The sequence below is a fragment of the Bacteroidota bacterium genome (assembly GCA_034723125.1).
GTDB lineage: Bacteria > Bacteroidota > Bacteroidia > CAILMK01 > JAAYUY01 > JAYEOP01.
Genome location: JAYEOP010000280.1, coordinates 1 through 12,322 on the forward strand (window position 1 = coordinate 1; position 12,322 = coordinate 12,322).

The 12,322-nt window shown below is 27.1% G+C and carries 11 protein-coding genes; 7 read left to right on the plus strand and 4 right to left on the minus strand.

Annotation, left to right across the window (positions count from 1 at the left end; all coding sequences use genetic code 11):
* Nucleotides 1-213 precede the first annotated feature (213 nt).
* Nucleotides 214-1,353 carry an ATP-binding protein gene (locus U9R42_07635; GenBank protein MEA3495889.1) on the plus strand — a complete coding sequence of 380 codons (1,140 nt, stop codon included), beginning with the start codon at nt 214-216 and terminating at the stop codon, nt 1,351-1,353.
* Between the two features lie 344 nt (nt 1,354-1,697).
* Here the strand turns inward: U9R42_07635 and U9R42_07640 are convergent, their stop codons facing one another.
* Complete coding sequence (locus U9R42_07640; GenBank protein MEA3495890.1) at nt 1,698-1,820, minus strand: hypothetical protein; 123 nt, start codon at nt 1,818-1,820, stop codon at nt 1,698-1,700.
* Nucleotides 1,821-2,208: 388 nt separating this feature from the next.
* Here U9R42_07640 and U9R42_07645 point away from each other — a divergent pair, with 388 nt between their 5' ends.
* The 3 genes from U9R42_07645 to U9R42_07655 are packed head-to-tail and all read left to right on the plus strand — an operon-like array spanning nt 2,209 to nt 4,367.
* Nucleotides 2,209-2,667, plus strand: a complete 459-nt coding sequence (locus U9R42_07645) for a hypothetical protein (GenBank protein MEA3495891.1) — start codon at nt 2,209-2,211, stop codon at nt 2,665-2,667.
* A 53-nt stretch (nt 2,668-2,720) separates the two neighbouring features.
* Entirely contained in the window at nt 2,721-3,890 is a 1,170-nt protein-coding gene (locus U9R42_07650; GenBank protein MEA3495892.1) for a hypothetical protein, read from the plus strand.
* A 3-nt stretch (nt 3,891-3,893) separates the two neighbouring features.
* Nucleotides 3,894-4,367, plus strand: a complete 474-nt coding sequence (locus U9R42_07655; protein ID MEA3495893.1) for a hypothetical protein — start codon at nt 3,894-3,896, stop codon at nt 4,365-4,367.
* 24 nt (nt 4,368-4,391) lie between these two features.
* Here the strand turns inward: U9R42_07655 and U9R42_07660 are convergent, their stop codons facing one another.
* The 3 genes from U9R42_07660 to U9R42_07670 all read right to left on the minus strand — a co-directional run bounded on the left by U9R42_07660 (nt 4,392) and on the right by U9R42_07670 (nt 8,608).
* Nucleotides 4,392-5,726 carry a M28 family peptidase gene (locus tag U9R42_07660; GenBank protein MEA3495894.1) on the minus strand — a complete coding sequence of 445 codons (1,335 nt, stop codon included), beginning with the start codon at nt 5,724-5,726 and terminating at the stop codon, nt 4,392-4,394.
* Between the two features lie 5 nt (nt 5,727-5,731).
* The gene (locus tag U9R42_07665) at nt 5,732-6,529 is read right to left on the minus strand and encodes a CDP-alcohol phosphatidyltransferase family protein (GenBank protein MEA3495895.1); all 798 of its coding nucleotides are present in this window, start codon (nt 6,527-6,529) and stop codon (nt 5,732-5,734) included.
* Nucleotides 6,530-6,658: 129 nt separating this feature from the next.
* Complete coding sequence (locus U9R42_07670) at nt 6,659-8,608, minus strand: tetratricopeptide repeat-containing sensor histidine kinase (GenBank protein ID MEA3495896.1); 1,950 nt, start codon at nt 8,606-8,608, stop codon at nt 6,659-6,661.
* Nucleotides 8,609-8,827: 219 nt separating this feature from the next.
* On the opposite strand from U9R42_07670, the gene add reads away from it, so the two are divergent.
* The 3 genes from add (at nt 8,828) to U9R42_07685 (ending at nt 12,035) form a co-directional block, all read left to right on the plus strand.
* Nucleotides 8,828-9,829: an adenosine deaminase gene (add, locus tag U9R42_07675; GenBank protein MEA3495897.1), complete on the plus strand. Its 1,002-nt coding sequence runs from the start codon at nt 8,828-8,830 to the stop codon at nt 9,827-9,829.
* Nucleotides 9,830-9,844: 15 nt separating this feature from the next.
* Nucleotides 9,845-10,261, plus strand: a complete 417-nt coding sequence (locus U9R42_07680) for a GNAT family N-acetyltransferase (GenBank protein MEA3495898.1) — start codon at nt 9,845-9,847, stop codon at nt 10,259-10,261.
* Between the two features lie 112 nt (nt 10,262-10,373).
* Nucleotides 10,374-12,035, plus strand: a complete 1,662-nt coding sequence (locus U9R42_07685; protein MEA3495899.1) for an AMP-binding protein — start codon at nt 10,374-10,376, stop codon at nt 12,033-12,035.
* Nucleotides 12,036-12,322 lie beyond the last annotated feature (287 nt).

Here is a 12,322-nt window from a genome sequence, read left to right on the forward strand (position 1 = left end):
TTCACATTAAATTCGTCATCGTAATGACAAATTTCAAATACAGTGGTTAGTGTTCACATTCACAGTGGAATAAAAATGGTACAAATATTTTTATGTTTTTTAATATTTCTTTAAGAATGAAGATAATTGTAAATATTGTCAACCTGTTGACGAATTTCACATTAAATTCGTCATCGTAATGACAAAATTTGTATATTTGCAGAAAAAAATTGTATGTTAGCTATTCAAAGAAGATTAGAAAAGTTGATTCTTGAAAGATTAAAACCAAATAAAGTAGTTTTAATTTTTGGAGCAAGAAGAGTTGGAAAAACATTTCTTTTAAAGAAGATTGACAAAGAGTTTAAAGGAAAAACCATTTTTTTGAATGCTGAAGACCATGAAACAAAATTATTGTTAGAGAAGCAAAGTATTTCTAGTTACAAGCAGATTTTAAAAGATTCTGAACTTTTGATTCTTGATGAAGCACAAAATATTGATGAAATCGGAAAGATTTTAAAATTGATGGTTGATGAAATTCAAGGCATTAAGATTATTGCAACTGGTTCTTCGTCATTTGATTTGCAAAATATATCAGGTGAACCACTTACCGGAAGAAGTTTTAGGCTACAACTTTTTCCAATCTCTCAGGATGAATTATCCTTGCATGAAAACTTGATTGAAACAAAAAGATTTTTGGAACAAAGATTAATTTATGGTTCTTATCCTGAAATTTTAGAATTTGAGAATAATAATGATAAAAAGGAATATCTGTTTAATATCGTAAATTCATATTTATTAAAAGATTTGTTGATTTTTGATGGGATAAGGAATTCTAATAAAATGTTAGATCTATTGAAATTAATTGCCTATCAAATGGGTAATGATGTTTCTTATGATGAATTGTCAAAGCATCTCGGACTAAGTAAAAACACAGTTGAAAAATATCTTGATTTACTAACTAAAGTTTTTATTATATATAGGTTGGATAGTTATAGCAAGAATCTCAGGAAGGAAATAAGAAAGAGTAAAAGATTTTTCTTTTATGATAATGGAATTCGAAATGCGATTATATCTGACTTTAAACCAATTGTTTTACGAAAAGATATTGGATCTATTTGGGAAAACTATTTAATTACCGAAAGGTTGAAGTTTAATAATTATTCAATAAAATTTTTAAATTCATATTTTTGGCGAACTTACGATCAGCAGGAAATAGATTTAGTTGAAGAAATTGATGGAAAGCTTTTCGGATATGAAATAAAATGGAGTAATAAAATTGTAAAACCACCAAAAGCATGGCAGGGTACTTATACTGATGCGAATTTTGAAACAATTAACTCTGCAAATTACCTTGATTGGATAACCACAAAATAGTAAATATCGTCAATGTGTTGACAAATTTTACATTAAATTCGTCATTGTAATGACAAATTTCAAATATAGTAGTTAGTGTTCACATTCACAGTGGAATAAAAATGGTACAAATATTTTGTGCTTTTTAATTTTCTTTAAGAATGAAGGTAGTTGTAAATATTGTCAACCTGTTGACGAATTTTATATTAAATTCGTCATCGTAATGACAAATTTCAAATTCAATAGTTAGTGTTCACATTCACAGTGGAATAAAAATGGTGCAAATATTTTGTGCTTTTTAATATTGCTTTAAGAATGAAGATAGTTGTAAATATTGTCATCGTGTTGACAAATTTTGCAGAATATTATTTTTGCAATTCTTCAATAAAATCAGTTAAGAGTTTGAAAGCACCTTCGTATCCTGCAAGTGAAATATTTGAAGGAATGGAAAACATTATATAATTCTCATGATGAAAAAATTTATGCATTTAAATAAAAATATTAAACTTGCACGATAAATTTAATTTTAATATATTTGTTCTTAATTATTTTATACAATGAATATATGTTAAATGAAATAATTAAATATTGTACTATTTATTTTTTTATTATGATCTCATTATTAGTTATTAAAATAGGGGGGGGGTAACTGCTTGGTTGTCAGGCGTATCGGCTCTGGCGTGCAGTTTAGCTTTTTAAATTCAGTTATTAATCTTTCAAATTGTGATAATAATAATAATAATAATAATAATTTTGGCGAAATAAATAAATTCATATATTAAGCTATCAGAAATTAGTTGTTTTTGGTTGTTTCTGATAGCTCTTATATTTAATTAATCAAAAAAATAAATCTTTATTAAATTAAAAATTAGTATCATGAAAAATTATTTTATATTTATATCTATACTTTTATTTGCTGTACTTAGTTGTACAAAAGAATCAATTGAACCACCGATTAATAATCAAGAAGTTAAACCTTTATTTACATTAAATGGTGCAATAGAAGGTGAAGGAGTTTATGAAGAAGTTGAGAGAGGTGATAAAGGCGGATTTACCTACGTTGTTTTTAATTGTAACCCACCTTATAGTAGTCTTTGTTGGACTATGGAGGAAGATGAAAATGGGGATGATACGTGGACACCTAACGAACCTGCTACTTGTACAGTTATTTGTGCTTCAGGTGATGAGGTTTCGCGTCATGGAAATTGGATTACAAATTCACCCAATGATGTTTCTTTTAATTGTGATGATGGTTCTACTTTTGAATGGGATGGTGGGGAAGGAACTGTTGTAGGTAATATGGCAGATGATTTAATACTTTTACTTTACAATTAATTTTTAATTTGAGTAGCTAATATTTTATTAGCTACTCTTTAAACCAATAAATTATGAAAAAATATTTTAAATTGTTCATTATTTTAATTCTTTTTATATCTTGTAATAAGAAAAAAGAATTTATTATTAAGGCAGAGATAATTCTTGAAGAAAACGATTCAATAAATATTACTAAAATACCTGATTATATTAGTATGTTAAGCGATTCCTTTTTGTGTTTTAACAATAATATGCAAAAAGATATAATTATTTATAATGTTAATAATGGCAAAATATTTAATGGAAATATTTTAAAAGGTCTAAGTGAAAAGTTAAATTATAATTCTTTATCATATAATTATTTTAAGACGAATATTGACTCCGGTACTTTTTTGAGTTGGGATTCATTTAGTAATTATAAATATTCACATCTTTATCATAGATATAATATATATGGTGTAAGAGTTGAAAATGAATCTATTAAATTCTTGGATTTTATTACTAATCCAATTATTACAGATGATAACCACTTAAAACTTTTTTCTGTTCCGTTGGTTATAACTTGTGATAAAGATGGAAAAATAATTTCGAAAAATGACTTTGAATTTGTTAGAGAGGATATATTCTTATCTGTTAGTGATGGACTTCTTTATGATAATAATACAATATATGGATCATGCGATTATTTTGAAATCAATTTCGAATCGATTCCTGTTGCAATCTTTAAAAAACAAAATAATAAATTTTCAATAAAAGAATATTTAAAATTTCCTTTCTCTCAAAAGCTTTGGTTCAATAATAAAAGTGAAGTTGAAAGTCATATAGAAAAGAAAAGATATGTTTCTATTAAAAATTATTATTTTAAAGATGAAGATGTTTACTATTTTTCTAATGGCATGAATATTTTTAATTTAAAAACACAGGAATTATTTTTTAGTATTCCTGATAGTATGAAAAGGGATACATTTATTCATCGTATAAAAAGTTTTTTAATAATACGCAGTAATGAAAATGATAATCTAAAATACTTGGCATATCAAGAAGAAGTAATGCCACATCCCGGTAATTTTTCTCAGAGTATGAAATATTTACTTATTTATGATTTTGAAAAGAATGAATTTCTCACAAATCGAATTCCATTAGGGAAGAAAGTTAGCGGATTAGTAAGTAAAAATAATAAAATATTTATGCTAAAGCGTAAAGATGAAAAAACAATTCTATTAAAGTTTAAAATCAATTTTTAAAAAATGAAAATTTTAAATATTTTGATATTTTATTTCTTATTATTACTAACGCAATGTGATTATATTAATAATGATGAAAATAAAGAGAACAATATTGATAAACTGGAATATCAAATAATTTCTACGGTCAATAAAACAAAAATCATTAATGTAATAAATAATAATATATGTTTTAAGTGTTGTCCAAGTTTATATATGAATAGAATTAGTTTTGATAAAAAAAACAGCAATATTGAAGTAATCTATATTTTTCCTTATTTGCGATCAATTCAGCAAAATAAATTTTTAAAAGAAAATTTGGATATAGAAAAAAATGATAGTTTTCAAATTTACTTTAATGATAGTCTATATAATAGGTTCAAGTCAAAATATTCTTTAGGAGGTAGTTCTTTAAATTCATATTTGGTAATATTAGATGCGAAAGGAAATTATCAAACATATAAATATGAACGAGAGAAATTAGTGAAAATAGAGTAACCCAATTATATACAGAAAGCTAATTTACTGTTGCAATTCTTCAATAAAATCGGTTAAGAGTTTGAAAGCACCTTCGTATCCTGCAAGTGAAATATTTGAAGGAAGGTCTTTTACATGATGATAATAATATTCCTTTTCAGGGATACCTCCGAGATAAAGGAAAATTGATTTTACACCATTTTCATGGAAGAAATAATGATCACTGTTTTTTGATGGACCTCTTTCTTTTATTTCTGTCAGGTAATGTTTTTTTATATTTAGTTTTTTTAAAATATTGAATTCTTTTTTATTTTTTGTTGCATTTACAACAGTCATTCCTGTTTCTCCTGTACTCATCATGTCTAGATTTATCATAAACTCTACTTTGTCAAGAGGGAAGTATGGATTTTCTGTAAAAAAATGAGAGCCAACAAGACCTGCTTCCTCAGCACCGAAAGCAATAAAAACTATTGAATAATCAGGTTCGTTAAAAACATCAGAGTAATGTTTTGCAAGGTCAAGCATCATTGCTGTTCCACTTGCATTATCATTTGCTCCGGGAAAATATGCATCTTTACCCATTCTCCCAAGATGGTCGTAATGTGCTCCAATAATTATATATTTATCAGGATATTTTTTGCCTTTTACCATTCCAACAACATTTTGGCTTTGATAATTTTTGATAAATTTATGTTCAACTTTAACGCTTATTTTGGTTAAATCCTCTGGGAATTTTTCTTTTTTAAAAATGAAAGTAGGATATTTGTCTTGTGTACGTCCAACTCCCCAAACAAGATTTCCTTCTTGCAACAGTATCATGGCTTCTGCTCTCATGTAGTTGTCCATTATTTCAAAATAATAGTCATTTTCTTCTTCTTTAAATTTTTTAAATTCTTCCAAATCAATCACTACTGCACAACCTGTAAAGTCTTGACTAAGAAATTCATCATAATTTTTTTCTTTTTTTAATACTTTTTTATCCAGATAAATAAGTAAAAGTTCTTTTTCTTCAATAGAACCTGAAGTTGGTTTTACAAGGTAATCAATACCGGGCTTTAATGCATCTCTGTCGCCTGTGTTTATAATAATTTCACCGGGAAAAGAATTTACTTTAAAGGTAAATTCCTGAGTGTATTTTTTTAGCTTTCGTTGGTGATTTTTGGATTTGAAAATTAATGTGTCGAAAGCAAAAAGATTAAATTTTTTAAATTCATTCTCTACATAAAATGCAGCTTTTCTATCTCCTGCATTAACATATCCACGTCCATGCATATCCTCGGATGACAAATCATTAATGATTGTTCTCGCATATTCAATGTCTTGAGAAAATAGTCCTAATTGTAATAAAAGAAAAGCGGTAATAAATAGTATCTTTTTCATGTTTCTTAATTTTTTATTTTTTCTTTAAAAATTATTGATATAAAAATATAAAGAATTATTGTTAGTGGTATTGCAAGAAAATAAAAGATTGCAAAAAGTATTAGGAATGAAATTATCAGTAAATATTTGTAAAAATTATCTTTAAATGCAAATCCATTAAATTTAAAGGAAAGCATAGGTATATTTACCAACATTAAAGCAACTAATACAATTGCAACAAATGATAACAAAAACGGATTAGAAATAAAATTATCTAAATAAAGTGTTTTATAGCCAAAAACATAAAGGTCGTTGTTAAGTACCAAAGGAATAGAAGCCCAAAAAATTGCATTTGCGGGAGTAGGTAATCCGTTAAAATAAGATTTTGAACTTTGGATATTAAATTTTGCTAATCTGATTGCTGAACTTAAAACAATAATTACAGGCAAAAGGCTTAATGCAGGAATTTTAAAAATAAAAAGACTCCATTCATGATTTGATCTTAAAATAAGATTATGAAGTATCATTGCCGGTAATACTCCAAAGCTAACAATATCAGCTAGTGAATCTAATTGTTTGCCAAATTCGGAAGTTGTTTTTAATAATTTTGCAATAAATCCATCAAAAAAGTCAAAAAAGGCTGAAACAAAAACTAGGTAACTTCCAATAATTATGCTACCATGTCTTACAATAAAAGACTTTTGAGTGAGCATCCCAGCTTGAATAAAAACATCACTGTACATTACTGCAATTATTCCAATAAATCCTGCTGTTAAATTAGCAAGTGTAAAAATGTTAGCAATGTTCTTTTTAATAAAATCCATAAGTAAATTTTAGGCTTTCAAATTTACTAAAACAAAAAATACTTTGTTTTGATATTTAAAATAAAATTTATTTGATGATGAGAAGAAATAGAAATAAGTTGAGATTGAGAGTTGGGAGAAACGATAAGTTTATTCTTTAGCCAATGGAATGCTAAAAGAGAACTTGCTTCCTTTACCAAGAGTACTTTCAACTTCAATTTTCCCTTGATTCATTTGAACTAATTCTTTACAAAGTATCAGCCCCAAACCAGTACCTTTTTCTCCATTAGTACCATCTGTTACGGTGTTTTCATCTATTTTAAACATCTTAGATAATAAATCTTCTGACATACCTTTACCTGTATCATTAACCGATACAATACATTCTTCATTAGTTATTTTCGTTTGAATTTCTATTTGCCCATGAGAAGTAAACTTAATGGCATTTGATATAAAATTTCTAAGTATTGTGTCAAACATATTTTTGTCGGTAATAACAGCAACGTTTTCTTTAGGTTCAAAAATTATTTTTAATGATTTAATATTAGCTACACTTTTATTCAATTCAATATTGGATTGAATTATTTCATTAATATTTACTATTGATGGTTTATATTTTATTTTATTGGTTTGAGTACGTGACCATTCAAGCAAGTTATCAAGTAGGTTTAATGTATTATCAGAAGCTTTATAAATTGTTCCAATTATTTTTTTCACATCATTTGAATCAAAATCTTCAAAATCCTCATATAATAATTCACTAAGTCCCAAAAGTGAACTTATGGGTGATTTAAGGTCGTGAGCAATAATAGAAAAAAAACGGTCTTTCATTTTGTTTGCATCTTCAAGCTCCTTTGTAAAGTATTGTAATTCGTTCCGTTGTGATAAAATTTTTTCATTTTTTTTATTAAGGAGTATATTTTTCTTCTTGATATTTTTATAAAAAAACAGGAATCCTATGAATAAAATAAAAAGGGAAACTATACCTGCTATTAAAAAATAATTTGTAATTTTTTTCTGTTTGATAATTAGATTTTGATTTTTTATTTTCTGTATATTTTTTTCGATTTCATACTTTTTATTCAATTCCGAAATCTGTTGGTTTTTATTTTTATTATATAGGTAATATCCAACACTAATAGTAGTGTCAAGAAATCTATATGCATTTTTATAATCATTAGTTGCCGCATATATCCATGCTAACAACATGGCTGAATTTTCTTTATAAATTGGTATATTAAAAATTTCTGCTAACTTATATGACTTGCGTGCATAAAAAAGTCCTGAGTCATACGCAGTAGAAAAGTAATATGCTCTTGAAAGATTTATATAGGTATTTATATTTTCTTTTTCATTCGCTCCAATTTCATCATTTATTTTAATAACTTTATGATATATTGTAATAGCCTTGTCGTATTTCCCTTGATTTGAATAAATAGCACCTAATATATCAAGATTGTTTGGCATAAGTTCAAGAAAGTTGATTTCTTCACAAAGCTTGATTGCCGAATCAATATACATTCGGGATAACTTAACTTCGTTGAGTTCGTAATGAATTGCAGACAAACGATTAAAAACATTTGCTAAAGTTTTTTCATTATTTGTTTTTTTAACTATTCTTATTGCCTGTTTTGAATATTCAATCCCTGCTTTGAATTGCCTGGAAGCTCTGCAATACTCCGCTAAATCTGTCAGGCAATTTGCTTGCTTATCCTTATATCCTTTTTTTTCGCAAACCTTTAATAATTCAAGAGTTATTTTAATTGCTTCAGTATGTTTTCCAATATTTTTATAAGTAGTCCCCAGTAATAATGTAGCCTTGTAATACATATCGAATAAATCATTTTCTAATGCTGTTTTTATAACTATTTTATTATAATGAATTGAAGTATCGGGATTTGAGACACTGTATATTTCTGATATTTGAAAAAGTGTATTTAAATAGTCTGAATCATTTTTAGCATTATTACTTACCGCAAAAAGACTATCAATATTTTTCTCTTTGGCTTGAAGATTACTATTTACACCAAAAGTAAAAATCAAAGTCAAACAAATAATACATTTAATATTAGTAATACGAGTAATTAATCTTTTCAACATAAATTGTTTGCTTTTTATTAAGAAAGGAATATTGGCTCTATTAATTTATTTTTTATCACAACAAAAATATATTATTTTTTTTGAATAAAAAATTTTATTAATAAACTTTATCTGTTTGGCTATTGTTTTATTGTTGAAATATTTAAAAATTTCTTTGTTAAAAATCAAGTATTTTTGCAAAATGTTTAGTTTTAGTATTCGGGATACAATGATGATTCTATGAAAACTTTTATAGAGAAAATGCCAAAAACAGAGATACACCTACATCTTGAGGGAGCTGTACCTGTTGATACTCTTTGGGAATTGATAAAAAAATACAAAAAAGAAAAAGAGATTGAAGAATTTAAAAATTTTAAAAATAATTTCAAATACATTGGGTTTAAAGAATTTCTTGACAAATGGGTGTGGGTTACCCAGTTTTTAAAAGAATATGAAGATTTTACTTTTTTAACAGAAAGCGTTTTAAAAGAGTTGATAGGTTTAAATTATCGGTATGTAGAATTATTTTTCTCTCCTGCACGTCTTATTGAAAAAAAACTTGAACCTGCACGAATTACTGAAGCAATTTATACGGGAATAAAAAAATATTCAAATGATATTGATGTTTCACTTATTCCTGACCTAAGCCGGGATTTTGGCGAAAAACAAGCAATGTTTATTCTTGAAAATATCAATGAAGTTAAAGATATGAATATTAAAGGAATTGGTCTTGGAGGGACAGAAACTCTTTTCTCTTCCAATACTTATATTAATGTTTTTGAAAAAGCAAGAAAATTCGGGTTGTTTACAACTGCTCATGCAGGAGAAAATGCAGGACCTGATGCAATTTGGCAAGTAATAAAAGTACTAAAAATTGATAGAATTGGACATTGTACAACAGCAATTCAAGATAATAAACTTGTTGAATTTTTGAAAGAAAATCAAATACCAATTGAGTTATGTCCTATCTCAAATTACAAAACAGGGGTGGTTAAATCTTTTAAAGATCATCCTGTAAAAAAATATTTTGACAAAGGATTGAATATTACTATAAATACTGACGATCCTGCTTTTTTTAATAACAATCTTAACCGTGAATTTCAAATGCTTCATGACACATTTGCTTTTGGAAAAAAAGAGTTTAAAAAACTATCGAAAAATGCTATAAATTCGGCATGGTGCGATAGTAATGTTAAAGAAAAATTAAATAAGGAAATTGATGAGTATTTTATATCAAATTGATTCTTGTAAATTATTATGGACTTTTTAATTAGGGAATATAAAAAAACTGATTATCCGCAGATAATTGAATTGTGGGAAAAATTAGAACTTGCAAGCAGGAAAAGAGGTGATAACCAAAGCGTAATAGAAAACACCTTGAAACAAAAGGCAAAGTTATTTGTAATTGAATTTGAAGATAAAATAATTGGAACATCATGGATTACGAATGACGGAAGAAGACTTTACTTACACCACTTTGGGATTGATACTGAATTTCAGGGATATGGTTTGTCAAAACCACTTTTAAAAGAATCATTGGATTTTGTTAAGGAAGTAGGTTTGCAAATAAAATTAGAAGTTCACAAAGAAAACTTTAAAGCAATAAATTTATACAGAAACAGTGGCTTCTCGTATTTAGGAGATTATAAAGTTTTTATCATCAGGGAATTTTAAACAATTGCTAAAGAGGATTAATTGATAAATGTTGCTGTACAACAATTATAAAAAATTCAACGTAAATCATTTTTAGTATCTTTGCTACTTATTAAAAACAAAGTAAATTATCATGACTAAACTACCTAAAAAAACAATTCAAAAATTACTTGAAAATAGCTTTAATTTATACCCCGAAAGAAATGCACTTGCTTTTGTTGGTGAAAAACCAATTACTTATTCACAATTAAGAAATGAAATTGAAAAAGTAAAAATGTTATTGCATAAATCAGGGATAAAAAAAGGTGATAAAGTTGGACTATTAAGTACAAATATGCCAAACTGGGGAATTGCTTTTTTTGCTATTGCCAATTTTGGAGCAATTGCGGTTCCTGTACTTCCCGATTTTCACGATAATGAAATAAAAAATATCATTATTCATTCGGAAGCTAAATTGCTTATTGTTTCCGAAAAATTATTTCCTAAGGTAAAATCCCTTGAAACAGAGTTGCTTAAAACAAAAGTTCTACTTGATAATTTTAGAATAATTCCAAAGGAAGCAACAGCTGAAGATTTAAAAAATTTAAAGGAACTATCTGTTGCGGATATTGAATTAGAAAATGTTGATATTGAAGAAGATGACCTACTATCTATTTTATATACATCAGGAACAACCGGTAAATCCAAAGGTGTAATGCTTAGTCATAAAAATATTGTTTCAAATGCTCAAAATATAATAACTGTACAATATATTGATAAAGAGGATTCCTTTGTTTCAATTTTACCACTTGCACATACTTATGAAAATACTCTTGGATTGATTTTACCAATTATGCAGGGAGCATCTGTTTATTATTTAAAAAAACCACCTACAGCTAATGTGCTTTTGCCTGCACTTGAGGAGATTAGACCTACATTTATGCTGAGTGTTCCATTAGTAATTGAAAAGATTTTTAAGAAAAAGATTCTAACGACCTTTACAAAAAATATAGCAATAAAAACATTATATTCTTTTCCACCGATAAGAAAAATCTTACATAAAATTGCAGGCAAAAAACTATACGAAACTTTTGGTGGAAGATTAAAGTTTTTTGGAATAGGAGGTGCTAAAGTTGACAAAACAGTTGAAAGATTTTTGCGTGAAGCAAAGTTCCCTTATGCCATCGGGTATGGACTTACAGAAACCGCTCCAATGCTTGCAGGCTCTAATCCACAGCAAACAAAATTGCAAGGAGTTGGACCAGTTATGCAAGGTATTGAAATAAAAATTGAACCACAAGAAAAAGGTTCAAAATTAGGGGAAGTTCTTGCTAAAGGCGAAAATATTATGAGAGGATATTTTAAAGAGCCTGAATTAACAAAAAATGTTTTTACAAAAGACGGATGGTTTAAAACAGGTGATCTTGGATATTTAACTAAAGAGAATTTTTTATATCTGAAAGGAAGAATAAAAAATATGATAGTAGGACCAAGTGGTGAAAATATTTATCCCGAAGAAATAGAATCTGTTATTAATAATTTTAATTTTGTTTTAGAATCAGTTGTTGTTGAAAAGAAAGGTAAACTTGTAGCACATATTCATTTTAATTATGAAGAACTTGAAAAACAGTTTAAAGAAATGAAAGAAGATGCAATGAAGCAAATGGAAGAAAAAATTAATAATCTAAAGCAAGAAGTTCAATTGTATGTGAATTCAAGAGTAAATAATTTTTCACGTGTTTATGCTATTGTTGAACAGAGGACACCATTTGAAAAAACAGCTACTCAAAAGATTAAACGCTATTTATATCATTAATACAATCAGAAATTTAGTTACTACTCAGCAGGTATAAGATATTGAGACTTAAAGATATGCCACAGACTTCGTCTGTTAAAGACATGCTAAGTGTAATAAAAAAATGACTACGTCTGCCGAAGACAGAATTACAGATTGATTTTACTCGATTTAATGAATATTTACAGAGAAGACTACCTTGGGTAGTTTTTAAATCTGTGAATCTGTGGCTTTTATATTTTGCAAAGTTGCTGAGTAGTAACGAAGTTTATCAAACCTCCCATTAAACATGATTTCCTTGAAAAGAG

Excerpts from the sequence above, each read along its gene's own strand:
- U9R42_07640 (MEA3495890.1), bottom strand. The coding sequence starts at position 1,820 with ATGCATAAATTTTTTCATCATGAGAATTATATAATGTTTTCCATTCCT.
- U9R42_07645 (MEA3495891.1), top strand. The coding sequence starts at position 2,209 with ATGAAAAATTATTTTATATTTATATCTATACTTTTATTTGCTGTACTT.
- U9R42_07660 (MEA3495894.1), bottom strand. The coding sequence starts at position 5,726 with ATGAAAAAGATACTATTTATTACCGCTTTTCTTTTATTACAATTAGGA.
- U9R42_07685 (MEA3495899.1), top strand. The coding sequence starts at position 10,374 with ATGACTAAACTACCTAAAAAAACAATTCAAAAATTACTTGAAAATAGC.
- U9R42_07635 (MEA3495889.1), top strand. The coding sequence starts at position 214 with ATGTTAGCTATTCAAAGAAGATTAGAAAAGTTGATTCTTGAAAGATTA.
- U9R42_07670 (MEA3495896.1), bottom strand. The coding sequence starts at position 8,608 with ATGTTGAAAAGATTAATTACTCGTATTACTAATATTAAATGTATTATT.
- U9R42_07680 (MEA3495898.1), top strand. The coding sequence starts at position 9,845 with ATGGACTTTTTAATTAGGGAATATAAAAAAACTGATTATCCGCAGATA.
- U9R42_07665 (MEA3495895.1), bottom strand. The coding sequence starts at position 6,529 with ATGGATTTTATTAAAAAGAACATTGCTAACATTTTTACACTTGCTAAT.
- add (MEA3495897.1), top strand. The coding sequence starts at position 8,828 with ATGAAAACTTTTATAGAGAAAATGCCAAAAACAGAGATACACCTACAT.
- U9R42_07655 (MEA3495893.1), top strand. The coding sequence starts at position 3,894 with ATGAAAATTTTAAATATTTTGATATTTTATTTCTTATTATTACTAACG.
- U9R42_07650 (MEA3495892.1), top strand. The coding sequence starts at position 2,721 with ATGAAAAAATATTTTAAATTGTTCATTATTTTAATTCTTTTTATATCT.